The organism is Streptomyces sp. NPDC047880 (assembly GCF_040706515.1).
In the GTDB taxonomy this organism is placed as follows: Bacteria; Actinomycetota; Actinomycetes; order Streptomycetales; family Streptomycetaceae; genus Streptomyces.
The window spans coordinates 33,881-58,285 of the sequence record NZ_JBEZOK010000034.1 but is presented as its reverse complement, the minus strand read 5'-3'; the positions used below and the strand labels follow the sequence as shown (position 1 = coordinate 58,285).

18 protein-coding genes and 1 pseudogene are annotated in these 24,405 nt (G+C 71.9%); 14 read left to right on the top strand and 5 right to left on the bottom strand.

Annotation, left to right across the window (positions count from 1 at the left end; all coding sequences use genetic code 11):
* Nucleotides 1–14: 14 nt before the first annotated feature.
* The 3 genes from AB0937_RS35050 to AB0937_RS35040 all read left to right on the top strand — a co-directional run bounded on the left by AB0937_RS35050 (nucleotide 15) and on the right by AB0937_RS35040 (nucleotide 3,784).
* On the top strand, nucleotides 15–131 hold the full coding sequence (locus tag AB0937_RS35050; RefSeq protein WP_031113019.1) for a SapB/AmfS family lanthipeptide: 117 nt from the start codon (nucleotides 15–17) through the stop codon (nucleotides 129–131).
* An 82-nt stretch (nucleotides 132–213) separates the two neighbouring features.
* Nucleotides 214–2,019, top strand: coding sequence for an ABC transporter ATP-binding protein (locus tag AB0937_RS35045; RefSeq protein WP_366717696.1), 1,806 nt, complete (start codon nucleotides 214–216; stop codon nucleotides 2,017–2,019).
* A gap of 46 nt (nucleotides 2,020–2,065) precedes the next feature.
* A complete protein-coding gene (locus tag AB0937_RS35040; protein ID WP_366717694.1) occupies nucleotides 2,066–3,784 on the top strand; it encodes an ABC transporter ATP-binding protein in 1,719 nt (572 codons plus the stop codon).
* An 89-nt stretch (nucleotides 3,785–3,873) separates the two neighbouring features.
* Here AB0937_RS35040 and AB0937_RS35035 read toward each other — a convergent pair whose 3' ends face one another.
* On the bottom strand, nucleotides 3,874–4,482 hold the full coding sequence (locus AB0937_RS35035) for a response regulator transcription factor (protein WP_366717692.1): 609 nt from the start codon (nucleotides 4,480–4,482) through the stop codon (nucleotides 3,874–3,876).
* Between the two features lie 326 nt (nucleotides 4,483–4,808).
* Between AB0937_RS35035 and AB0937_RS35030 the strand changes: the two genes are divergently transcribed.
* On the top strand, nucleotides 4,809–6,956 hold the full coding sequence (locus tag AB0937_RS35030; RefSeq protein WP_366717690.1) for a SpoIIE family protein phosphatase: 2,148 nt from the start codon (nucleotides 4,809–4,811) through the stop codon (nucleotides 6,954–6,956).
* Between the two features lie 114 nt (nucleotides 6,957–7,070).
* On the opposite strand, the gene AB0937_RS35025 is transcribed toward AB0937_RS35030, so the two are convergent.
* Nucleotides 7,071–8,456, bottom strand: a complete 1,386-nt coding sequence (locus AB0937_RS35025; RefSeq protein ID WP_366717688.1) for a S1 family peptidase — start codon at nucleotides 8,454–8,456, stop codon at nucleotides 7,071–7,073.
* A gap of 743 nt (nucleotides 8,457–9,199) precedes the next feature.
* Here AB0937_RS35025 and AB0937_RS35020 point away from each other — a divergent pair.
* The 5 genes and pseudogenes from AB0937_RS35020 to AB0937_RS35000 all read left to right on the top strand — a co-directional run.
* On the top strand, nucleotides 9,200–9,415 hold the full coding sequence (locus tag AB0937_RS35020; RefSeq protein ID WP_003994898.1) for a hypothetical protein: 216 nt from the start codon (nucleotides 9,200–9,202) through the stop codon (nucleotides 9,413–9,415).
* Between the two features lie 164 nt (nucleotides 9,416–9,579).
* On the top strand, nucleotides 9,580–10,386 hold the full coding sequence (locus tag AB0937_RS35015) for an HlyD family efflux transporter periplasmic adaptor subunit (RefSeq protein ID WP_366717686.1): 807 nt from the start codon (nucleotides 9,580–9,582) through the stop codon (nucleotides 10,384–10,386).
* Nucleotides 10,383–12,608, top strand: a complete 2,226-nt coding sequence (locus AB0937_RS35010) for an NHLP family bacteriocin export ABC transporter peptidase/permease/ATPase subunit (protein WP_366717684.1) — start codon at nucleotides 10,383–10,385, stop codon at nucleotides 12,606–12,608. Before AB0937_RS35015 ends, AB0937_RS35010 begins: the two co-directional genes overlap by 4 nt.
* A 1-nt stretch (nucleotide 12,609) precedes the next feature.
* Nucleotides 12,610–15,435 (top strand): NHLP bacteriocin export ABC transporter permease/ATPase subunit, encoded by a 2,826-nt coding sequence (locus tag AB0937_RS35005; RefSeq protein WP_366717682.1) that lies wholly within the window; start codon nucleotides 12,610–12,612, stop codon nucleotides 15,433–15,435.
* A 253-nt stretch (nucleotides 15,436–15,688) separates the two neighbouring features.
* A pseudogene (locus tag AB0937_RS35000) lies at nucleotides 15,689–16,496 on the top strand (transposase); the annotation flags it as partial.
* Nucleotides 16,497–16,537: 41 nt separating this feature from the next.
* Here AB0937_RS35000 and AB0937_RS34995 read toward each other — a convergent pair.
* Both AB0937_RS34995 and AB0937_RS34990 read right to left on the bottom strand, forming a co-directional pair.
* Nucleotides 16,538–17,290, bottom strand: coding sequence for an ASCH domain-containing protein (locus AB0937_RS34995; RefSeq protein WP_366717680.1), 753 nt, complete (start codon nucleotides 17,288–17,290; stop codon nucleotides 16,538–16,540).
* A gap of 470 nt (nucleotides 17,291–17,760) precedes the next feature.
* On the bottom strand, nucleotides 17,761–19,800 hold the full coding sequence (locus AB0937_RS34990) for a multicopper oxidase (RefSeq protein ID WP_366717678.1): 2,040 nt from the start codon (nucleotides 19,798–19,800) through the stop codon (nucleotides 17,761–17,763).
* 520 nt (nucleotides 19,801–20,320) lie between these two features.
* On the opposite strand from AB0937_RS34990, the gene AB0937_RS34985 reads away from it, so the two are divergent.
* The 5 genes from AB0937_RS34985 (at nucleotide 20,321) to AB0937_RS34965 (ending at nucleotide 23,619) form a co-directional block, all read left to right on the top strand.
* Nucleotides 20,321–21,328, top strand: coding sequence for a Ppx/GppA family phosphatase (locus tag AB0937_RS34985; RefSeq protein WP_366717676.1), 1,008 nt, complete (start codon nucleotides 20,321–20,323; stop codon nucleotides 21,326–21,328).
* 44 nt (nucleotides 21,329–21,372) lie between these two features.
* Nucleotides 21,373–21,573, top strand: coding sequence for a hypothetical protein (locus tag AB0937_RS34980; protein ID WP_366717674.1), 201 nt, complete (start codon nucleotides 21,373–21,375; stop codon nucleotides 21,571–21,573).
* A 173-nt stretch (nucleotides 21,574–21,746) separates the two neighbouring features.
* Complete coding sequence (locus AB0937_RS34975) at nucleotides 21,747–22,754, top strand: iron-containing redox enzyme family protein (RefSeq protein ID WP_366717672.1); 1,008 nt, start codon at nucleotides 21,747–21,749, stop codon at nucleotides 22,752–22,754.
* Nucleotides 22,755–22,775: 21 nt separating this feature from the next.
* Nucleotides 22,776–23,432: a HemK2/MTQ2 family protein methyltransferase gene (locus tag AB0937_RS34970; protein WP_366717670.1), complete on the top strand. Its 657-nt coding sequence runs from the start codon at nucleotides 22,776–22,778 to the stop codon at nucleotides 23,430–23,432.
* Nucleotides 23,413–23,619, top strand: a complete 207-nt coding sequence (locus AB0937_RS34965) for a CDGSH iron-sulfur domain-containing protein (RefSeq protein ID WP_366717668.1) — start codon at nucleotides 23,413–23,415, stop codon at nucleotides 23,617–23,619. Before AB0937_RS34970 ends, AB0937_RS34965 begins: the two co-directional genes overlap by 20 nt.
* A gap of 220 nt (nucleotides 23,620–23,839) precedes the next feature.
* Here the strand turns inward: AB0937_RS34965 and AB0937_RS34960 are convergent, their stop codons facing one another.
* Nucleotides 23,840–24,274, bottom strand: a complete 435-nt coding sequence (locus AB0937_RS34960) for a protease inhibitor (protein WP_366717666.1) — start codon at nucleotides 24,272–24,274, stop codon at nucleotides 23,840–23,842.
* Nucleotides 24,275–24,405: the final 131 nt, after the last annotated feature.

The following is a 24,405-nucleotide window of genomic DNA, read 5'->3' as shown; positions in this document are numbered from 1 at the left end:
CGGAAGGAATCACCATGGCACTTCTCGACCTGCAGACCATCGAGACCGAAGAGCGCACGGACGGCGGCGGCAACAGCACCGTGAGCCTGCTCTCCTGCATCAGCGCCGCGAGCGTTCTGCTCTGTCTCTGACCCGCGGTCTGCTCGCTCCGGGCGGCTCCCTCCCGTCGGGGAGGGGCCGCCCGGGGTCCTTCCCGCCCCAGGAAAGGCCCGTATGACCTCGCGCGGCGACGACGACCCGGCGGCCGGACACGCGCGCACGCTGCTGCGCACGGCCACCCGGTACAGCGGGTCCCGCTGTGTGGCGCTGTGCCTGGTGAGCATCGTCGCCACGGGTGCCGGACTGCTGCTCCCGGCCGTGCTCGGCCGGGCCCTCGATCTTGTGCTGGCGCACGCCCCGGCGACCCGGTGGGTGCTCTGCTGCGCCGGCCTCGTCCTGTTGCTGGGTCTGCTCGACGCGGCCCAGACCGTCCTCACCGGCACCGTCGACGCCCGCACCACGGCCTGGCTGCGCCGCCGGCTGACCGGGCACGTCCTGGGCGTCGGCCCGCGGGCGGCCGACCGCTTCGGCTCCGGTGACCTCGTGGCCCGCCTGGTGGGCAACGCCGCCGAGGCGGGCACCACTCCGGCGGCCCGTGCGGCGATGCTGGCCGCGCTCGCCGGCCCGGTCGGCGGGATGGTCGCACTGGCGGTGATCGACTGGTGGCTCGCGGCCGTGTTCCTCGCCGGAGCCCCCGCGCTGGCCCTCCTCCTGCGCGCCGTCTCCCGGGACACCTCCGAGAGCGCGTCGCGCTACCAGCAGGCCCAGGGCCGGATCGCGGCCGCGCTGGCGGAGGCCGTCGAAGGGGTGCGCACCGTGCGGGCGGCGGGCACGGAGGACCGGGAGACGGCCCGGGTGCTGCGGCCGCTGCCCGAGCTGTCCCGGGCCGGGCACCGCATGTGGCGGGTGCAGGGCCGGGCCGCGGGCCGGGCGGTCGCCGTGGCGCCGCTGCTGCAGCTCGCGGTGGTCGCCGTGGCCGGGGTCCTGCTCACCCGGGAGCGGCTCTCGGTGGGCGAGGTGCTGGCGGCCTCCCGGTACGCGGTGCTGGCGACCGGTGTCGGCGTGCTGGTCGGCCGCCTCGCGGGCCTGGCCCGGGCCCGGGCCGCGGCCCGGCGCCTGGGCGAGGTCGGGACCGAGCCCGCCACCGCGTACGGCGACCGCAGGCTGCCCGCCGGGCCCGGGCGGCTGGAGCTGCGCGGGGTGACGGCCCGGCGCGGCGGACGCACCGTGCTCGACGGGGTGGACCTCGACGTGCCGGGCGGCACCACGCTGGCGGTGGTCGGCCGGTCCGGTGCGGGCAAGTCGCTGCTGGCCGCGCTAGCCGGACGGCTGACCGACCCGGACGCGGGCGAGGTGCTGCTCGACGGTGTGCCGCTGCGTGAGCTGCGCCACGACGACCTGCGGGGCGCCGTCGGTTACGCCTTCGCCCGCCCCGCACTCCTCGGCGGGACGGTCGAGCAGGCCATCGGCCTCGGCGTGGCCGCCCCCTCCCCCGGCCTGATCCGGGAGGCGGCCCGCACGGCCCGCGCGGACGACTTCGTGCGCCGTCTGCCCGACGGATACGGCACGCCCGTCGCGGACGCCCCACGCTCGGGTGGCGAGTCCCAACGGCTGGGGTTGGCCCGGGCGTTCGCGCACGGTGGGCGCCTGCTGATCCTCGACGACGCCCTCTCCAGCCTCGACACGGTGACCGAACGCCACATCACCGACGCGCTCTTCGGCGACGGCCCGGGAACCACCCGGCTCCTGGTCGCCCACCGGGCTGCGACGGCCGCGTGCGCCGATGCCGTGGCGTGGCTGGACGACGGGCGGGTGCGGGCGGTGGGCCGGCACGAGGAGCTGTGGCGGCTGGCGGAGTACCGGGCGGTGTTCGGGGACGGGGCGGACCCCGCCGGCCCCCCGGCAGCGGACCTCGGTTCACGGCCCTCCCCGGACACCCGGGGCACGACGAGCGGGCGAAGGGGTGTGACGACGGCATGAGCGGCCGGACATGGACGGGTGGGTCCGCCACGGGCGGAGTGCGGCCATGACCGCCGCCACCGGCCTTGCCGCCCGCGGCCTGCGCTTCCTGCTGTCCCGTCGGCGCGTGCTGCTGCGGCTCACCGCCTGGTCCGTGCTGGAGACCGGGCAGACCTTCCTCATCGGCTACGGCCCCGCCCGGGCCCTTGACGAGGGGTTCCTGCGCGGGCGGGCGGATGCCGGACTGGTCTGGCTGGCCGTGACCGGACTGGGTGTCCTGCTCGGCGCGTACGGGACCGCCCGGGTCTACGCCGCCGTCGCCGACCTGGTCGAACCGCTCCGGGACCGGCTCGTGGAGCGGGTGGTCACGCGCGGGGTGCGGACCGGTGAGGCGGGCTCCCTGTCCGGGCTCACCCAGCAGGTGGAGATCGCTCGGGACACCTTCGCCGGACTGGTCATGGTCTCCCGCTCCTTCGTGTTCACCTCCGCCGGTGCCCTGGCGGGACTGTTCACCCTCGCGCCGCCACTGCTGCTGGCCGTGGGGCCGCCCCTGGCCGTGGGCATGGCGCTGTTCGCCGCGACGCTGCGGCCCCTGGCCCGGCGGCAGGAGACGTTCTTGGTCGCCGACGAGGCCCTCGCCGGCGACCTCGGCACCGTCTGTCCGGGCCTGCTCGACGTCACGGCGACCGGCGCCGAGGCGGAGATCGCCGCGGGCACCGGGGAACGGGTCGAGGCGGAACTGCGGGCGGCGCGGGCACTCGCCCGCTGGGGCGTGCTGCGGGTGGCGTCCCTGACGATCGGCGGGCAGGTGCCGATCGTGCTGCTGCTGGCCGTCGCCCCCTGGCTGCTGGCCCACGGCGTCACCGCGGGCGCCCTGGTCGGTGCCCTCGCCTACGTCACCCAGTCGCTGCTGCCGGCCCTGCGGAACCTGATCCACGGACTGGGCACGAGCGGCTCCCGCCTGACGGTGGTGCTGCGCAGACTGGCCGGGACGAGCACCGGGCCGTCCCGGCCGCCGGACAGCGGGTCCGTGCCCCCGGGCACCACCGCGGACCGCGGCACCCCTCCTCCCGCCCTCTCCCTCGCGTCCGTCACCTTCGCCTACGGGTCCGCCAGTGCGCCCGTCGTCCACGACCTCGACCTCACGCTCCCGCCCGGCGCGCACCTGGCCGTCGTCGGTCCCAGCGGCACCGGCAAGTCCACGCTCACCGCGCTGGTGGCGGGGCTGCTCACGCCCTCGCACGGCACCGTGCGGGTCGCCGGACACCCCGTGCCCGGCCCCGGGGCCGCCGCCTCGCGGGTCCTCATCCCGCAGGAGGCGTACGTCTTCGGCGGCACCCTGGCCGAGAATCTCGCCTATCTGCGTCCGGGCCCGGTGCCCGAGGAGGAGTTGCTGGCCGCGGCCGAGGCGGTGGGTCTGGCCCCGCTGGCCGCCCGGCTCGGCGGCCTCGGCGCCCGGGTCGATCCCACGGCGCTGTCGGCCGGCGAACGGCAGCTGATCGCGCTGACCCGGGCCTATCTGTCGTACGCCCCGCTCGCCCTGCTGGACGAGGCGACCTGCCATCTGGACCCCGGGGCGGAGGAGCGCGCCGAGCGGGCGTTCGCCGCGCGGCCGGGCGGGACCCTGGTGGTCGTGGCCCACCGCATCAGCTCGGCCCGCCGCGCCGATCGGGTGCTGGTGATGGACGGCCGGAGCACGGCGTACGGCGGCCATGAGGAGCTGCTGCGGTCCTGCGCGCTGTACCGGGACCTCGTCGGAGGCTGGGCTCCCGCACCGGCCCGGTAGAGGCCGGAGCCGGCCCTGCTGGGGCGGGATGCGGCCGCCTGGGGCCGGAGTCCGGCCCGCTCCGGCGCGAGATGCGATCGCGAAAGGGGTCAGAGCCAGCCCTGGCCCTGCGAGATGCGTATCGCGTCGACGCGGTTGCGGGCCCCGGTCTTGCGGGTGATGGCGGCCATGTAGTTGCGCACCGTCCCGTGGGACAGGTGCAGGCTCCCGGCGATCTCCGCGATGGAGGCTCCCTCGGCCGCGAGGGACAACACGCTCAGTTCTCTGCGGGTCAGCGGCATCTCGGCCGCCTTGAGGAACCCGAAGCCCAGTGAGTCGTTGACGAAACGTTCCCCCTCGGCAACGCGACGGATCCCGCGCAGCAGATTCCGCGGGGACCCCTCCTTGTCGACGTACCCGAGTGCCCCCGCCTCGGCCGCCCGCTTGAGCAGGCCCGGCCGGTTCGCGGTGGCGAGCACGAGTAATCGGGGGCGCGTGCGGTCCGGCCCGGGCCGGCACAGCTCACCCAGCGGTGGGATGCCGTAGGAGTCCGCGCACTCCAGGTCCGCCGCGCACACGTCCGGCCGAAACGACCGCACCGTGCCCGGCGCGCCGCGCCACGGCGTGTCGTGCACCGCCAGGTCGGACTCCTGCCGCAGCCACTCCGCCAGCACCGACCGCACCAGACACTCGTCGTGGACCAGAAGCACCCGGATCACTGCCACCCCCTCGGCTCGCCGTACGCCCCCTCGTCTTGGTGAACGCGTGCCCCATTGTTCGCGACCGTGACCCTGCCCGGGCGCGAAGAACCGGCCATCGCGAGGCGTGGGGGCGCACGCCCGGCACCCTTACGCCCGGCCACGCTTCGACTACGGGGGCATGGGTCGGGGCGGTCGGGGTACGAGTGGGCGCCTTTGAGGTCCGACATCTGTGTGACCGACGGTAACCCGCACCGTTCCGGAACCGCTCGTCGTGCGGGACGGGCCGCCAGGGGGGAGATTTGTTCCTGAACCCGGTCGCGCGGCCGTGCGAGGAGGTGGTCGACGTGTCCGAAGGGCAGTCGTCCGCACAGGCGCCGGCAGCCGCCCGGACGCCGGTCGGCCGTCCCCTGCTCTCGCTGGCGCTGGCCTCGATGATGGACGAGGTGCACGCCCACTCCGGCGCGGTGTACCTGATGGCGGCGGATCAGCCGGTGCTGGAGATGGCCGTGATGGCCGGCCTCCCCCGGGCGTTCGCGGCGCCCTGGGAGCGGGTGGGCCTGAGCGCGCCGATCCCGGTGGCCGACGCGGCGCGCGAACGGCGGCTGGTGTGGGTCGGCGGCGAGGAGGAGATGGCGCGCCTCTACCCGCGGATCGCCGTGGTGCTGCCCTACCCGTTCGCCCTGGCCGCGGTGCCGGTCGCCACCGAGTCGACCGTCTACGGCGCGGTCTTCGTGACCTGGCCCGGTGCCCACCCGGCGGAGATGTCCGACCACGAGCGTGAGCATCTGACCGCGGCCTGCGGCCGGCTGGCGGTCCGGCTGCAGCGGGCCGCCGAGCACAGCATCCCGCCGCATCCCGAGACCGACCTGCTCGCCTCGCCCCTGGTGGGCGGCATGGCCGGCACGCTCGGCACCGTCGAGGCGGCCCGAATGGTGAGCCGGCTGCCCTACGGCCTGGTCTCCCTGGACCTGCACGGACGGGTCGGCTTCGTGAACGCGGCGGCGTCCGAGCTGCTGAACGTCCCGGTCAGCCGACTGCTCGGCACCCAGCTGTGGGCATCGGTGCCCTGGCTCAACGACCCGGTCTACGAGGACCGCTACCGGGCCGCGCTGCTGAGCCAGCACGTCACCTCGTTCGTGGCGCTGCGCCCGCCCGGCGAGTGGCTGTCGTTCCGGCTGTACCCGAGCACGACGGGCCTGAGCGTCCGCATCACCAGGTCCCGGGCCGTGTCCCGGATGAACCGGACCGCTCCGCCGCCCGACGGGGCGCCGTCCCGGCTGGTCACCATCTCGCAGGTGCTGGACCTGGCCGGGGCGCTCACCGAGGCGGTGGGCGTGCAGGACGTGGTGCAGCTGGTCGCCGACGAGATCGCCCCGGCGGTGGGCAGCCAGGCCCTGGTCGTGCTGGGCTCGCGGGCCAAGCGGCTGCGGGTGCTCGGGCACCGCGGGTACCGGGACCCGCGCGTGGTGGAGCGGTTCGACGGGATGCCCCTGACCGAGTCGACACCGGGCACCCAGGTGCTGCGGACGGGCGTGCCCGCGTTCTTCGAGTCGCAGGAGGAGCTGGAGCGCCTGTACCCGGCGCGGCTCGCGACCCCCGACGGGTTCGCGGCCTGGGCGTTCCTGCCCCTGATCGCCCAGGGCCGCCCGGTGGGGACGTGCGTGCTCTCCTACGCCGAGCCGCACCCGTTCCCGACGGAGGAGCGGGCGGTGATGACGAGCATGGCCGGGCTGATCGCCCAGGCCCTGGAGCGGGCGCTGCTCTACGACGCCAAGCACCGGCTCGCGCACGGCCTCCAGGAGGCGCTGCTGCCGCACTCCCTGCCGTCACTGCCGGGCGTCGAGGCGGTCGGCCGCTATGTGCCGGCGACTCAGGGCATGGACATCGGCGGTGACTTCTACGACCTGGTCGGCGCCCAGGGCACGGCGGCGGCGGTGATCGGGGACGTGCAGGGGCACAATGTGACGGCCGCCGGGCTGATGGGCCAGGTCCGCACGGCGGTGCGCGCGTACACCACCGTGGGGCAGGCGCCCGAGGAGGTCATGCGCAGCACCAACCGGCTGCTGCTCGACCTCGGGTCCGACCTGTTCGCCAGTTGCCTGTACCTGCGACTCGACCCGGAGCACGGGCGGGCCGTGATGTCCCGGGCGGGGCACCCCCCGCCGCTGCTGAGACGGCCGGACGGCCGGGTGCGGGTCCTCGATCTGGCCGGCGGCCCCCTGCTGGGCATCGACGCCTCGGCGGTGTACCCGACGACGGAGGTCGCCCTGCTCCCCGGTTCGCTGCTCGTCCTCTACACGGACGGTCTCGTCGAGTCCCCCGGTACGGACTTCGAGGAGGCCCTCGCGGATCTCGGCCGGCGGCTGGGCGAGGCCGGGGACCTGCCGCTGGACGAGCTGGCCGACAGCCTCGTCCACCAGGAGCGGCACCACCCGGACGGGGAGGAACGGCTCGATGACATCGCTCTGTTGCTGATCAGGGCCCTCGGGTAGGGCCGGCGGGGTCGGCCGCCGGCCCTGGACGCAGGGGAGCCGGCCCGGTTCCGCCAGGAAGGGGGCGGAACCGGGCCGGCTGCGTCGGACCGGCGGCCGACGGTTGTGCCGGGGTCAGCGGGACTCGGTCAGACCGGAGTGGTCTTCGGCACCCTGACCCGCGTCCTGGCCGGCGCCCGCGTCCTGACCGGCTCCGGCGCCCGCTTCCTCGCCTCCGGCCTGCTCGCCGGCACCGGCCCCGGCCTCTTCACCGGCTCCGGCTTCCTCACCGGCACCCGCGCCGGCCTCTTCACCGGCTCCGGCTTCCTCACCGGCACCCGCGCCGGCTTCGTCGCCGGCCCCGGCCTCGTCACCGGCACCGGCGCCGCCGCCCGCGGCACCGCCCGCGCCGAGGGTCGCGCCGACCGCCTCCAGGGCGGTGGTCACCGGCTGGAAGAACGTCTCGCCGCCGGCCGTGCAGTCACCGCTGCCTCCGGAGGTCAGGCCGATGGCGAGACCGTCCTGCGTGAACAGCGAGCCGCCGCTGTCGCCGGGCTCGGCGCAGACGTCGGTCTGGATGAGGCCGGTGACCGTGCCCTCCGGGTAGTTCACCGTGGCGTCGAGGCCGAGGACCTGGCCGTCGTTGAGCCCGGTGGTGCTGCCCATCCGGAAGACCTGCTGGCCGACGGTCGCCTCGGCGGCCTCGGTGATCTGCACGGTCTGGTCGCCGGTGTTGACCTCGCTGGGCGCCTCGGTCGCCGGATCGTCGTACTTCACGAGTGCGAAGTCGCCGTTGCCGGGGAAGGTCGACTGGTCGACCGTGGCGATCGGCTGGCCGCCCTGGGTGTCGGACCACTCGTTGCCGCCGAGGGTGCAGTGGCCGGCGGTCAGGAAGGCCGGGGAGCCGTCGCCCGCGGTGACGTTGAAGCCGAGGGAGCAGCGCGAGCCGCCCGCGAAGATGGCGTCGCCGCCGGAGACGAACGGCTTGAAGGTGCCGGAGGACTTCTTCAGCGTGGCCATGCCGGAGCCGAGCTCCTGCACGGTGGATTCCAGTCTGTCCCACTTGGCGCCGGTCACGGTGCTGTCGGCCGTCACCAGGAGCTTGTTGGTGCGCGGGTCGATCGCCCACGAGGTGCCCGCGATGGTCGCCTCGGACTTCAGCGTCGACGCCCCCTCCTGGAGCTCCGACCAGCTGTTGTCGACCTCACGGACCTTCGCGCCGGCCGCCTTCGCCTTCACGATCACGTTGTTGTCGTCGCCCGGGACGACGTTGACGACGAGCTGCTTGTTGTCGCCGTCGTAGTACGAGCCGCCGAAAGCATCACCGAGGAGCCCGGAGAGCTGCGAGGCGAGATCCGAGGCGTCGCCCGCCTTCAGGGTCTTCGGCGCGGCCGCCGCGTCGCCGGACGAACCGTCCTGCGAAGCGTTGGCGTTGGGGAGCAGGATCGCGGCGGCGCCGAGCGCCACCACGCCGCCCGCCGCTATCGCGGCCTTGCGCTTCGGAATTCGCTTGTGACTCAAACTTCTCTCCTCCTGGGGAACGGAGTAGGTGCCGCCGTCCGGCAGCTTCTGGGGGCGCCTGGATGGCTGTTGGTACGCACGGGCCGCACGGGGCGTTCAATTCCGATGGCAAGTGATCCCTTCGCACCGCGAAATCAGCCAACTCCCGCCGTGGGCACGCGGACCCACGCACGCGGCGACCACCTGCTCACAGCGGCCGGTCCGGCGGGACGGGCCCGGCGGGACCGCGACGGGTCATGGCCGGATGACGGCCCCTCAGCAACGGACGCCGCGTCAGCCCACCGGAAGGAAACGCTCCGTATCCGGCCGGGAACGATCTGTCGCAGTTCCGGAGTCGAACCTCGGCTTCAGCGAATCTGCACATCGAATGCTCAACCCGGTCACCGAAAGGAGGGTTATCCACAGCCCGGCCGCGTCGGTCACGCCTTTGGGGCGGGAGTGCCGGATTCGCCTCCGGGCGACTCAAGCCCCCGGATGCGCCGATGCGATGACGCATGTGAAGAACTCGCCGCCAAGCGGTGCGCAGACCTCCACCGATCGGTGCCACTGGGGCGCAAGTTGCCTGGTGAGGGGGGTGGTTGATTGGAAGCGGCGAGCCGCAGCGTGCTTTGATCCATCGCACCGCGGGGGCCGCTCAGGGCACTCGGAAACGGATGTCCGGCGCTCGCGGTCGCGGCCGTCATCTGTCCCCAGAGGGGGCCGCTCCCCCCTTGTGAGATATCCATATGAAGGGAAGTTCCACCATGAACTCCACCCCCCAGGTCGAGACCGTCGAGATCGCTGACGCCCAGCTCGACGCCATCTCCGGTGGCCTCTCCGTGAACGCCGTGAACACCGTCACCGACACCGTTGACGGCATTGCCCCGGTCTCCGGCCTGGTCGACACCGCCGTCGGCACCGTCGAGGGCGTCACCGGCCTGAACACGGCCCCGGTCACCGGTCTGGTCTCCGGCCTCTGATCGAGCCCTTGTGCCGTTGATTCCCGGAACCGCAGCCGGCGGTTCCGGGTTCTTCGGGTTCCGTACGAACCTCTTCCACGGTTCCGTCTGCACCTTCTCCACGGTTCCGTCTGCACCTTCTCCACGGTTCCGTATGAACCTCTTCCATGGGTGAGGGAAGTTCCTTGCAGTTCCGCCAACAGGCCCTCGCCAAGCTCCAGTCCCCGGAGGAACTCGACCTCCCGGTGCGCTTCGCCCGCCCGCAGGGCTGGCTCGTGCTCTCGGTGACGGTCGTCGCCATGGCGGCCGCCTCGGTGTGGGCCGTGACCGGCTCGGTGACCTCCACCGTCAGCGCGCCCGCCATCATCACGCACGGACAGGGCAGTTACCTCCTGCAGAGCCCCGTCGCGGGCCAGGTCACCGCGGTGCTCGCCAAGCAGGGTGAGCAGGTTCCCGCGAACTCCCCCGTGCTCAAGGTCCGCACGGCCAAGGGCGAAGCGGTCGTCCGCACGCTCGCCGCTGGCCGGGTCTCGGCGCTGGCCGCGACCGTCGGGCAGATCATCCAGACCGGCGCGAACGTCGCCGCCGTGGAGAAGGTCGCCCGCTCCGGCGACCCGCTCTACGCCACCGTGTACGTCCCTGCGCAGAACGCCGCGTCGATCCCCGACGACGCGGCCGTGGACCTCACCGTGCAGTCGGTGCCGACGCAGGAGTACGGCGTGCTGCGCGGCCATGTGAAGTCGGTGGACCGCACGGCGCAGTCCCCGCAGACGATCGCCGCGTTCCTCGGGGACAGCCAGCTGGGCGAGCAGTTCACGAAGAAGGGCAGGCCGGTGGCCGTGACGGTCCGGCTGGACAAGTCCTCCGCGACGAAGAGCGGCTACCGGTGGTCGTCCGCGGACGGGCCCCCGTTCAAGCTGACCTCCATGACGCTGGCCTCCGGTTCGATCCGGCTGGCCGACCAGCGTCCCGTCGACTGGCTGCTGCCATGAGCGCGACCACACAGGAGCCCCGGAGCAGGCGCCGCGCCGCCCCGCCGAAGCGCAAGGTGCCCAAGGCCCGGGCGAAGACCGTCCGCACCCCCACCGTGCTCCAGATGGAAGCCGTCGAGTGCGGCGCCGCATCCCTGGCGATGGTGCTCGGCCACTACGGCAAGCACGTCCCGCTGGAGGAGCTGCGCATCGCCTGCGGCGTATCCCGGGACGGTTCACGCGCCAGCAACCTCCTCAAGGCGGCCCGCAGTTACGGCCTGACGGCCAAGGGCATGCAGATGGACCTGGCCGCCCTCGCCGAGGTGAAGTCGCCTGCCATCCTGTTCTGGGAGTTCAACCACTACGTCGTCTACGACGGCATGGGCCGGCGTTTCGGCCGCCGCGGCGTCTACATCAACGACCCGGGCAAGGGCCGCCGCTTCGTGCCCATGGAGGACTTCGACGGCAGCTTCACCGGTGTCGTGCTGGTGATGGAGCCCGGCGAGGACTTCACCCGGGGCGGCCGCAAGCCGGGCGTGCTGGGCGCGATGCCCGCACGTCTGCGCGGCACCGCGGGCACCATGCCCGCCGCGGTCCTGGCGAGCCTGCTGCTGGTGGCGGTCGGCGCGGCGGTGCCCGCGCTCAGCCGCACCTACATCGACGAGTTCCTGATCGGAAACCAGACCTCGCTGCTGGGCGTGCTGTTCACGTCGATGGCGGCCTGCGTGCTGCTCACGGTCGTGCTGACCTGGCTCCAGCAGGCCAACCTGCTGCGCGGCCGCATCATCTCCTCGACCCTGTCCAGCGCCCGCTTCCTGAGGCATCTGCTGCGGCTTCCGGTGACGTTCTTCTCCCAGCGCAGCCCGGCCGACCTGGTACAGCGGCTCCAGTCCAACGACGCGGTGTCCGAGACCCTGTCCCGGGACCTCGCGGCGGCGGGCGTGGACGCGATCGTGGTCGTGCTGTACGCGGTGCTGCTGTACACCTACGACCCGCAGCTGACGTTCGTGGGCATCGGCGTGGCCCTGCTGAACGTCGTGGCCATGCGGGTCGTCATCCGGCTGCGCGCGACCCGCACGGCGAAGCTGCGCGCGGACACCGCCCGCCTCACCAACACCGCCTACACGGGCCTCCAGCTCATCGAGACGATGAAGGCCACCGGCGGCGAGGACGGCTACTTCCGCAAGTGGGCCGGACAGCACGCCACCACCCTGGAGGAGCAGCAGCGGCTCGGCGTGCCGAGCGCCTGGCTGGGCGTGGTCGCGCCGACGCTCGCCACCCTCAACAGCGCGCTGATCCTGTGGATCGGCGGCATGCGGGCGGTCGAGGGGCACATCTCGGTCGGTCTGCTGGTCGCCTTCCAGGCCCTGGTCACCCGCTTCACGGCCCCCCTGACCCGGCTGAACGGCGTCGCGGGCCGCATCCAGGACTTCGCGGCGGACGTGGCCCGGCTGAAGGACGTGGAGAACTTCCAGGCCGACCCGCTCTACGGCCGGCCCGGGGCCGCCGAGTCGACGCGCCGGCTCCAGGGCCATGTCGAGCTGGAGAACATCACCTTCGGCTACAGCCCCCTCGACAAGCCGCTGCTGGCCGGCTTCGACCTGACGGTCGGGCCGGGGCAGCAGGTGGCGCTGGTGGGCGGCTCGGGCAGCGGCAAGTCCACGGTGTCCCGGATGATCTCCGGGCTGTACGCACCGTGGGAGGGGGTGATCCGCATCGACGGGCAGCGCATCGAGGACATCCCGCGCGGGGCGCTGGCCGCGTCGGTGTCCTTCGTCGACCAGGACGTGTTCCTCTTCGAGGGCACCGTCCGCGACAACGTGGCACTGTGGGACCCGTCCATCCCGGACGACGCGGTGGAGGACGCGCTGCGCGACGCCGCCCTGTACGACGTGATCACGCGCCGCCCGGGCGGCATCCACAGCAAGGTGGAACAGGACGGCCGCAACTTCTCCGGCGGGCAGCGCCAGCGCCTGGAGATCGCGCGGGCGCTGGTACGCCGGCCGAGCATCCTGGTGCTCGACGAGGTGACGAGCGCCCTGGACGCCGAGACCGAACAGGTCGTGATGGACAACCTGCGCCGGCGCGGCTGCGCCTGTGTGGTGATCGCGCACCGGCTCAGCACGGTCCGCGACAGCGACGAGATCGTCGTCCTGCAGCACGGCACGGTCGTGGAGCGGGGACGGCACGAGGACCTGGTGGCCCGCGGCGGAGCGTACGCGGCACTGGTCAGGGAGCGGTGAGATGACGACCGTTCACGAAGGGCACGACGGCGACCTGGTGCTGGGCGCCTTCGGGCAGATGGGCTCGCGCATCGACTGCGCCGGGTTCAACCGGCTCGACCTCGAAGGCCCGCAGGTGCTGTGGCTGGTCGTGTCCGGAGCCGTGGACCTGTTCGCCGTCGACGCCGGGCAGCAGGGCCACTGGCACCACCTCGGCCGTCTGGAGGCCGGTTCACTGGTGCTCGGCCCGGTGCCGGGCCCGCAGCACACCCTGGTGGCCCGCCCGCTGCGGGACTGCGTGGTGCACCGCATCGGCCTGCGCGAGCTGTACCAGCCGGCCAACACCGCGACCTGGTCGTACGACGAGTACGGCAATCCGCAGTACGTGCCGCCGACGACGAGTCCGCTGGAGTACGCGCTCGCCCTCGGGGTCGGCCGCAGCCTGTCGATCCTCTTCCAGGCGCCGATGGCCACCGAGCGGGCCGCCGCGCCCACTGACGACGACGTGTTCTGGATGCAGGTGCCGCCGGGCAGCGTGCAGTACGGCTCGCTCTACGGCGCCGAGGCCGCGGCCGACCTCCTGATGGACCCGGCCCTGTGGCAGTCCATGGTCGACCAGCAGTACCGGCTGCTGACCACGCTGGACCGCTGGATCGAGCAGCTGGAGCGCACGCACGAGACGCGCACCGCCGAGGGCATCAAGGCCGGTGAGGCGGTACGCGCCCAGGCGGACCGGACGCTGCTCGCCTCCATCGGCAAGCGGTCGGGCAAGCGGACCACCTCGGCCGACGCCGACGCCACGTACGCGGCGTGCAAGCTGGTCGGGCAGGCGGCCGGGATCCGCATCACCGAGCCGACCCAGAAGGGCACCGGGGGCGACCGTCTCGACCCGGTCGAGCAGGTCGCCCTGGCCTCGCGCGTCCGCACCCGGGCCGTACGGCTCGACGGCCGCTGGTGGCGGGACGACGTCGGGCCGCTGGTCGGCCAGCGGGCCCTGTCGGGGGCGCCGGTGGCGCTGCTGTGGCGGCGCGGCGGCTATGTCGCGGTGCATCCGTCGACCGGGCGTGAGACGCCGATCGAGAAGGCCAACGCGGACGAGTTCGAGCCGCGCGCGGTGATGTTCTACCGTCCGCTGCCGGAGCGGCGGCTCAGTCCGCTGGGGCTGCTGCGGTTCTGCATGCAGGGCATGCGCGGCGATCTGACGGGCCTGCTGCTCAGCGGCCTGGTCACGGTGGCGATCGGCGCGTTGGTACCGATCGCCACCGGCAAGGTGCTGGGCGAGTTCGTGCCGAGGGCGCAGACGGGCCTGATCGTGCAGGTGTGTCTCGCGGTGATGCTGAGCAGTGTGGTGGCCGCGGCCTTCATGCTCTTGCAGAACCTCACCATCCTGCGGATCGAGGGCCGGATCGAGGCCACCCTCCAGCCGGCGGTGTGGGACCGGCTGCTGCGGCTGCCGACGAAGTTCTTCACCGAGCGCTCCACCGGCGAACTGGCCAGCGCGGCCATGGGCATCAGCTCGATCCGCCGGCTGCTGGCGGGCGTCGGGCCGACGGTCGCCCAGTCGGTGACGATCGGCGCGATGAACCTGGGGCTGCTGCTCTGGTACAGCGTGCCGATGGCGATGGCCGCGATCGGCATGCTCGTCGTCATCGCGGCCGTGTTCCTGGGGCTCGGGCTGTGGCAGGTGCGCTGGCAGCGGCGTCTCGTGGTGCTCTCCAACAAGCTGAACAACCAGGCGTTCCAGACGCTGCGCGGGCTGCCGAAGCTGCGGGTGGCCGCCGCCGAGAACTACGCGTACGCCGCGTGGGCGTCGGAGTTCGCCCGAAGCCGGGAGCTCCAGCAGAAGGTCGGCCGCATCAAGAACCTCACGACGGTGCTGGGCGCGGTGTACCTGCCGCTGTGCACCCTGCTGATGTTCATGCTGCTGGCGGGTCCGGCCCGGGGATCGATGTCGGCGGCGGCGTTCCTCACCTTCAACACCTCGGTGACGATGGTGCTGACCTCCGTCACGCAGCTGACGGGTTCGTTCGTCTCGGCGGTGGCCGCGCTGCCGCTGTTCGAGGAGATCAAGCCGGTGCTGGACGCCACGCCCGAGGTGCGCACGGCGAGCACCCGGCCGGGTCCGCTGACCGGTGCGATCGAGGCGCGGCGGCTGTCCTTCCGCTACTCGGACGACGGCCCCCTCGTCCTGGACGACGTGTCGTTCGAGGTGCGGCCGGGCGAGTTCGTCGCGGTCGTCGGCCCGAGCGGCTGCGGGAAGTCGACGCTGCTGCGGCTGCTGATCGGCTTCGACCGGCCGGTGTCGGGCAGCGTGCTGTACGACGGGCAGGACCTGGCGGCCCTGGACCAGTCGGCGGTGCGCCGCCAGTGCGGTGTCGTGCTCCAGCACGCCCAGCCGTTCACCGGCTCGATCCTGGACGTCATCTGCGGCACCGAGCCGTACACGCCGGAGGAGGCGATGGCGGCGGCGGAGATGGCGGGTCTCGCCGAGGACATCAAGCGGATGCCGATGGGGCTGCACACCATCGTCGCGGGCAGCGGAGCCGTCTCCGGCGGTCAGCGCCAGCGGCTGATGATCGCCCAGGCGCTGATCCGGCGGCCGCGCATCCTCTTCTTCGACGAGGCGACCAGCGCGCTCGACAACGAGACACAGCGCACGGTCATCGAGAGCACCAAGGCCCTCAACGCCACCCGGATCGTCATCGCGCACCGGCTGTCGACCGTGCTGGACGCCGACCGGGTCGTGGTGATGGAGGAGGGCAAGGTCATCCAGCAGGGCCCGCCGGCCCAGCTGCTCGCCGACACCGGAGGCCGGCTGCACGAGCTGGTGCGGCGTCAGATGGCCTGAGCGGTCAGTCCGGTCCGGGCACCGGCGCGCCGGAGGGCATTCCCGCAGCGACATAGGCGGCGTAGAGCTCCTTCCAGTATGTCGACTGAATCCCACTGAGTCGGGACACCCTCACTTCCGGGACAGCCCTTAGCTGTGACCGGGAAGGTTTGCCGGGTTGCTCGTTGTGCTGGTCGGATGTCAGGAGGGGCAGAGGCTGCAGCAGTTCGTGCGGCGGGGAAGTGCCAACTCGGTGTGGCTCCGTCGGGCTTTGATGGTTCTGGCCTCGGCCGGCGGCAGCACGGTCCCGGTGATCGCGCGGTTGGTGCAGGCGGACGAGAACACCGCTCGGGACGTGATCCACAAGTTCAACGAGATCGGGCTCACATGCCTGGACCCTCGCTGGGCGGGAGGCCGTCCCCGCCTGCCGAACCGTGACGATGAAGACGTCGTCGTGCTGACTGCCACCACCCGACCCACCAAGCTGGGCAATCCCTTCACCCGCTGGTCGATCCGCAAGCTCGCCCCCGGACTTCGACGCCAAGCGGGAGCGGATCGAGTACGCGATCAACGAGCGGCCCGACCGCATGTTCGCGTTCGGCCCGCTGGGCATCCGCCCGAACGCCGGCTCCTGCCGGGCAGAAGAAAACCGTCCCGACCGACTGCCGGCCACCTACCGCCGCGCCCACGGCATCACTTGCTTCCACGGCCGCTACTCGGTCGGCGACGACCAGATGTGGGGCGTCAAGCGTCGTCGCAGGGGCATCGACCACACCTGGGCGGCCTCGAGAACGATCCGGGCGCCCGCCCCGGACGGCGCCCCGATCTACGTGATCCTCGACAACCTCTCCGCCAACACGAACTGGCGGATGAAGCGGTGGGCGGTGAAGAACAAGATCGAGCTGTGCTTCACCCCGACCTACGCGTCCTGGGCCAACCCCGTCGAAGCCCACTTCGGACTGCTACGACAGTTCACCCTCGCCAACTCCCACCACCCTGACCACACGGCTCAGCCCCGGGCCCTGCACGCCTACCTGCGCTGGCGCAACCGGAACGCCCGCCACCCCGGCGTCCTGGCCGCAGCGACGCGAAACGCGCCCGTGCGCTTGTTGGGCGGATGCAGTCAACTCGTCAGACGGAAGTGAACGATGGTGGCGTCATCGGTCGACTTGATGTCGGGGTAGTGGAACCGCAGCCTGTCCTGCAGCTCGGCAAGATCGCGGAACCCGTCGGCGATAGCGTCCGCCTCGGTCAACTCGGCAACTCTTTTGGAAGTGATCTGAGTGATCACACCCGGCAGCACCACCTCGTCATCCAACTCGAACACCATGTTCACCGGGCCTGTCTCTACTGGGTCTCGGAACCGCACCGTGGTCGTCTTCCGCCCGGCGCGTACAGCATCGAGATAGGCGGGATGGAAATGCAGGGCCTGTATCGCGCTCGAGCGCAGCGCGCTGTCGGACCCTGCGGACTGCTCCCCCCAGACATAGGCATGAGGCAGAAGGTCGGAGACCGCGACACTGCGAATGCCGCCGGCTACCGGCACGAGGACGCGGATGCCCGGGTGGTAATCCAGCAGGACCTGCCGGTCCCGGCCACACGGCGCGAGCACGCCGCGCCCCGTGTCACCGACGGCAACAATCGCCACCAGGTCACGTGCTCCCGCAGCGCGCGCATGCCCGAGCGCCACCAACTCAGCGCAAGGTCCGCCCGTGAAGTGATGAAGGTTGATGCCACCGAACATCCGGCCCTGTGCGTCTCGCACGGCTGCCCCGACGGTGTGCACCTCTCCGTCACCGTTGGCCTCAACAACGCGCTGGGCGAACTCGACTAGCTCCAGATCTTCTTCCGTCGGCAGATGCATCGTGCTGTCCATCCAACAGACAGTACTCATACACGTTCCCAAGCCCTGCTACCCGGTGAACGTTCCCGGTCACAGCACTAGCGAAATGCCCCTCGAGTAGGTGATCGGATGCTGATTCGGGCGTGAGAGAGGGCGCCTCATGGCCCGCTGGCTGAGCGTCCTGGGCCGGCTCTGGGCCGTCCGGGGTCGGCCAACGCCGGCAGACGCCACCCACAGGTGACCGCCCCCACCCCGCTCCGACCTGGGCACCCGCAGTTGATCTGCCGCTGATCCGCGCATCCGGTGAGTGTCCAACTGCGTGACAACGTCGACGAACGACGGCGGACGAGCACGGACTTCGGGACGAATAGGTCGTGGGTTCAAAGGCCAACCGAAGTTGATCAGGCCATGCGTCGCCCTCTTCCTGATCTGCCGTGCCCTGTGTGCGGTAAACCGCGCCCGTGGTGGCCTGAATGCTGTGACCGACCACGGGCGCCGACCTGTCAGTGGTCGTTCTTGCGCCTGCCTCCGATGTGGTACGGCCGCATCATCTCGTTGTCCTCGTGCTCGAGGATGTGGCAGTGCCAGACGAAGCGACCGGGGTGATCGAACCGGGCCTTCACCCGGGTGATTTCTCCCGGATAGGCGATCACGGTGTCCTTGAAGCCACGCTCCCAGCTCTCCGGCGGAATGGGTGACCCGTTAAACGGTTGCCGGTTCACCACCTCGAACGCCACCTCGTGGATGTGGATCGGGTGGGCGTCCACAGTGAAGTTGTGCAGCTCCCATGTTTCGGTTGCGTTCAGCCTCGGGTTCTCCGTCACCGGGTCGGCCCAGCCGAGCAACACCGGATTGCCGGCGGAGTCGACCGTCCCGAGCAAGTTCTGGACCGGCGTTCCAGGTGGCACCAGGGGACTGCTGGAGTTCGCCTCGTTGAGGGAGAGTCGACGGGTGACGCTCGCCGAGCCGAGTGGCCTGACCCTGGGCAGCCTGAGCCGATCCGGCGGGACGCTGGTGTCCTTGCTCGCCAGCGGGCCGACCACGAATTTCATCACCTGCCCCGTGGTGGCCGGATCTGCCACGGGGAAGTCCACGCCTGGTTCGCCCCGGCCGAAGGGCTCGTCCGCGCCCTCGTTGATGAGGTACAGCTCGGTCCCTTCCGGGATCTCGGTGAAGTCGACGATGACGTCGGCCCGCTCCGCGTTGGCCAACAGCAGCCGCTCCAGCTGCACCGGGGCGGGCAGGAACCCGCCTTCGTTGCCGATCTGCCAGAACGGTACGGCGGACTGTGCCGGCCGGGCGGTCGGGCTGTCCGCGATCTTCAGGATGAGGAACCGGGCATTGCATCCGTTGAGGAAGCGCAGCCTGTAGCGGCGCGGTTCGACCTCGAGCTTTGGCCATGTCCGGCCGTTGACCACGATTGTGTTGGCGAAGAATTCGGGGTTCCAGATGGGGGACACATCGGTGGTGGGAATGTACGGACCCGCGAACCCGTCGAAGAATTCCCGGCTCGTGGGGTAGAACAGCGAGCCGTCTGAGTTGAACGAGCGGTCCTGGATGGCCAGGGGGATCTCGTGGTATCGGGTGCCCGGCGGATCGCCGAAGGCGGGCGCCGGTCCGGGCAGAGCCCCCTTGGGCAGGTCGCAGTCGCCGCCGCGCAGCAGATAGAACCCGGCGGGCCCGGCGTAGACATTGAGCCGGGTCAGACCCAAGGAGTGATCGTGGAACCAGAGAGTCGCCGCCCGCTGGTCGTTGGCATACTGGAAGGTCGCGGTACCCGGGTCCCACTTCAGGCCGTGCTCATCGGCGAACTTCTCCCGGAACTCGTTGTAGAACGAGCCCACGGTAGCGAATCCAGGAGGAATGTTGTTCGCGCGTGGCAAGTACCACGCTTCGCTGTAGCCGTCGCTCTCCTCGGTGGAATGGCCACCGTGCAGGTGAGTGACGATCGGCACGGGGCCGGTATACGGACCCGGCGTCGATGTGAACGTCGGCCGGGAATCGCGCCCGGCCTTGCCGCCCGGCGGGTTCGCCCAGTGCAGGGTGGAGTCGACCGCCAGCAAGTGCGGGAGAAAACGGCCCTGGCTGTCGACGAGATCGTTCACCCAGGTGACCCGGACAGGCCGGTCGACCCTGGCCTCGATGGTGAACGACGGGTAGTTGAACGTGTCGTCGTCCCCGAGCGAGCCGTATCCCCACACAGTGGTGGACGGCAGCGAAGGCGGCAATACCTGCTGGCTGAACTGCCGGACGCCGATGACGTACGTGTCGATGCCGTGCCGCTGCGGGTGGCGAGCCTTCGGCATCACCGGGGGGATTACCAAGGTGGTGACGTATTTCGGGATGGTCGTGGGGTCCAGGGTGGGGACTGGGAATTTGGCGGCAGACCCGATCCCCGGGGCCACCGCGGTCCCCTGTGGGAGCGCCACCGCCCCGTTGGATCCTGGAAGGACCAGGGCCGCCCCACCAACGGCCCCGGCTGCGATCACGTCTCTTCGTGCGATCATTTCTCTCGCCTTCTGCCGCCCGAAGGCGTCGATCACTTCCTCACCGGATGTTAAGACGAATGCACATTCAGTAATTGAACGGCGCCCAGCGTGTCGCCAGGTTGTCGGGACCGGGCGACGTGCGGTCTGCAATCGGCGCAGTGATGGGCAAAATCCGTTAGCTGCAAATGGCCGCGTCCCGCGATCGGGACAGCCGACGGGTTATGAATCCCAGGGGCGAGTCGCGCCAAGGCCAAAAACCTCTTAGCCGCAGGCCAGTAAGGCAACTGGAGTCGGAGCATACGAGCTTGCCAAGCCCAGAGCCCGGGGTCAGCCAGGTGATTCCGGCACGCCCGGGCACCCTGTCCACCACGCGTTGCCGTTCCGGGGAGGGCGGCGCAGGCTGAAGGGGACGGGCCGCATGTTGAGAGGTGACGCCAAGTGCACGTGTGACCGACCGGGAGTGCCGGGGCCGTCGTGCGCGGGGGCGCGGCGGCCCCCTCTCCCCTGCCGCGGGCGCGTCCCCCGCGCAGTGTGCGAGCTGTTGACCCGCCCGGTAAATGGGTACCCACCGCCCATGCGAATCAGCGTGGTGGACGTGGGATCGAACACGGTCAGACTTGTGGTCGCGGACGCGGCGGACGGGGTGCCGCTGCCCGTGCACACCGCCAAATGGCGACTGAGGCTGTCCGAGCAGGTCACACCAGGGGGACCCATCCCGGAACGGGCCGTGGCACAACTGGTGGACGCAGTGGCCGAGGCGAGCAGGACCGCCGCCCGCTGGGGCGCGGCCGACCCGCCGGCGTTCGCGACCGCCGTGGTGCGCAACGCCCCGAACCGGCACGAGGTGCTGCGCACCGTCCGTGCCCGGACCGGCGTCGACCTGTGCACCCTGCCGGGCGAGGTCGAGGCCGAGCTGACGTTTCTCGGGGCCCGGCGCTGGATGGGCTGGCGGTCGGGACCGCTCGCCCTGCTCGACATCGGCGGCGGCACGCTCGAAGTCGCCTTCGGACGCGGCCGGTTGCCGGACTTCGTGGCGTCGCTGCCGCTGGGGGCGCGGCGGTTGACGCACGAGTTCTTCGACGACGAGGACCCGCCGTCGCCGGAGCGGGTCCGGGCGCTGCGCCGCAAGGTCCGCCACCAGTTGCGGGACGTCGCCGCGCGGATCCGCTGGGAGGGCCCGCGCACCGCGGTCGCCACCTCCCGCACCTTCCAGCAGCTGGGCCGGCTGTGCGGTGCCGCGCCCGGACGCCACGGACCCTTCGTGGACCGGCAGATGCACCGCTCCGACCTGCGGACGGCGATCACGCAGCTGGCCGCCCTGCCCGCCGCCGAACGCGCGCACCTGCCCGGCATCTCCGCACCGCGCGCCGCACAGAGCCTGGCCGGAGCGGTGGTGGGGCACACCGCGCTCAAGCTGACCGGCATCAAGGCCGTCACGGTCTGCCCCTGGGCGATCCGCGAGGGCGTGCTGCTCCGCCACATCGAGGACGGCCCCTCCTGGTGGGCCGACATCGCGAGGAGCAGCGAGGAGGCCGCCCCCGCCGACCCGGTGCCGCTGCGCATCGCCCGGTCCTCCATCTGACCACTCCACCGCACGGACCTACCGCACAAGGAAAGGAGCCCTCTGTGTCCCAGCACCAGGATCACCACCGCGACGAGGACCTGCACGGCAAGCCGGCCGAGACGGCACTCGAGGAGGTGCTGCGGGAGGTCGAGGACGCCGAGAACCGCACCCGTGACTCCGCCGAGGAGCGCCGCCACCGGGGCGAGGCCGGTGAGGCCATCACCCCCAACACCCGCGCGCAGGAGGAGTCCGAGGGGGACTGACGGGAACCGGGCGGGCCCGGGCGGCAGCGCATCCGGCACTCGGGCCACACCGGGCAGCTTCGCCGCCACGGCCCGTCCGGTCGCCCCGGGGCGACCGTGATCTTGCCGGCCGCTTCCCCCGGGCGTACGCCACTGGCGGGTGACCCGGGTCGCCGGGCGGGTACCCGGCGTGCATGGAGCACGAAGGACCACTACTTCCCACCCCGCGCGGACCGCTGAGCAGGGGCGTCGACGCCTATATGCGGGGCGTCGGCCGCCTGCCCCGCCTGGAGGAGGTCGCCCGTGCCGAGGTGTACGGCGACGACCTCCAGCTCGCCCTCTATCTGTGCTACGAGCTGCACTACCGCGGCTTCGCGGGCGTTCCCCCGGAACGTGAGTGGGACCCGGACCTGCTGCGCGTCCGCGCGGCCATGGAGCACCGCTTCCTGTCCGCCCTGCGCAGCGACGCCCACGTCCACGACAGCGTGGACGAGGCGCTGGCCGGGCTGCTGGTCGAGCCCGTCGAGAGCACGGGCGTCAGCCACTTCCTGTGTGCCGAGGGCGAGCTGTGGCAGGTGCGCGAGTACGCGGCCCAGCGCTCCCTCTACCACCTCAAGGAGGCGGACCCGCACGCCTGGGTGCTGCCGCGGCTGTGGGGCCGGGCCAAGGCGGCGATGGCGGCGGTGGAGTTCGACGAGTGGGGCGGCGGCCGTGCGGAGCGTGTGCACGCCCGCCTGTTCGCCGACCTGATGGCGGACCTGGGCCTGGACACCGCCTACGGCCGCTATCTCGACGCTGCGTGCGCACAGGCCCTGGTCACGGTGAACATGATGTCCCTCTTCGGGTTGCACCGCGCCCTCAGGGGCGCCCTGGTCGGGCACTTCGCGACGGTGGAGATCACCTCGTCACCGGGGTCGCGGCGGCTCGCCGAGGCGATGCGCCGCACCGGCGCGGGACCGGCCGCCGAGCACTTCTACGACGAACACGTCGAGGCGGACGCGGTCCACGAGCAGGTGGTGCGGCACGAGGTCATCGACGGACTGCTGGAAGGCGAGCCGTATCTCGCCTCGGACGTCGCCTTCGGCATCGACGCCACGGAGCTCGTGGAGGAACGCTTCGGCGCCCGGCTCCTCGCCGACTGGCGCGCATCTCGTTCGTCACTGCATGCTCCACTTGACCTGGAAGAAGCCCATATCTCCTGATTTCTGGGGTACCCGGCGTCCGTGATTGCACTGGTACTCCCGGGCGTGTACGCCCCGCAGGAGGACACCGAGCTGCTGGCCGGTGCCCTGGCCGACGAGACGCTGCCTCCCGGCGCGGAAGTCCTCGACGTGGGCACCGGCAGTGGCGCCCTGGCCCTGGAGGCCGCGCGCCGGGGCAACCGTGTGACCGCCGTGGACGTGTCCTGGAGCGCCGTGTGGGTCGCGCGGCTGAACGCCCGGCTCGCGGGACTCCCGGTCCGCATCCGGCACGGGAACCTCTTCGAGCCCGTGCGCGGAAAGAAGTTCGACCTGATCCTGGCCAACCCGCCCTACGTACCGTCACCGGACGGCCATCACAGGCCTCCCCGGGGCGCGGCCCGCGCGTGGGACGCGGGTGCCGACGGGCGGCTGGTCGTCGACCGGATCTGCCGCGAGGCGCCCGGTCTGCTGCGCCCGGGCGGGGTGCTGCTGCTCGTGCAGTCGGCGCTCAGCGGGCCGGACCTGACCGTCGGGCGGCTGCGCTCGGCGGGTCTGAAGGCCGCGGTGACCCGTCGGCACCGCATCGCGCTCGGGCCCGTACTGCGCGGCCGGGAACGCTGGCTGCGGGAGCGGGGGCTGCTGTCCGCCGCCGAGGACAAGGAAGAGCTGGTGGTCGTCCGTGCCGAACTCCCCGTCTGACCGCTCCGCGGCGCCGCGCCGCGTCAGCGTCCAGCGCAAGGGCCCGCTGCTGATGGAGGGCCCGGTGGAGGTGGAGCTGGAGGACGGCTCCATCGTCTCCTCCGACCGCTTCCGCGTAGCCCTGTGCACCTGCCGCCGCAGCCGCCGCTACCCGTGGTGCGACACGAGCCACCGCGACCGGGCGTGAGAGCCCCGACGCCACCAGGACCGGGCACGAGAGCCCGGGCGCCGGACCGGGCGTGAGAGCCTGGGCCTGGAACGTCCCAGGGGCCGGCGGGCGGCCCCACTCCGCCCGCCGGCCCCCTTGCGCGAGATCGCGACTCCTCGTGACAACGGCCCGGCTCCCCAGCCACGGCCCGCTGTGCTTCACGGGTACAGTGCGATCCCGGTCTGTGGGCTCAGCCCTCTCAGAAGGAGAAGACTCCCGTCCCGTAGGCGTTCTTCATGCAGTCGTTGGAGAAGGTGCGCTCGTAGGAGACGCGCTTGCCCTGCCATACGCCGTCCACCGTGACGACCACGGGGTCGTACTGCTTGGTGCACATCACGCCGCCCCTCGCGGTCAGGGCGTCGAAGTCGCCGCCGACGCCACGCAGTTCGGCACAGGCCGCGCCTGCCGCCGGGTGCGTTCCGGCGGCGGTCGGGGCACAGGTCAGGGTGACCGCGCGTTCCGGAGTCGCTTCGATCGCGCTCTCCCCGTGGCCCACTGTGAGAACGAGGGCCGAGGGGGCGTAGAGCGCGGTGGGGGCCTGACCCGGAGCGGCGAGCGCGGCCCCCGAGAGGGGTCCGCAGACGGCGGTGGCCGTCATGCCGATGGTCATGGCCCAGCGCGCGGTGGTCCGCATTGTGTGCATCCTTCCGCATCGATTACAGGGTGTGCCGTCCCGTGCTCGGTCGGTGCCCGGAGCGGCGAGCGCGAGTCTGCCGAGTCCACAGCGGAAACACACATCGACCCCATGGGTTTCAGTAACCTTGC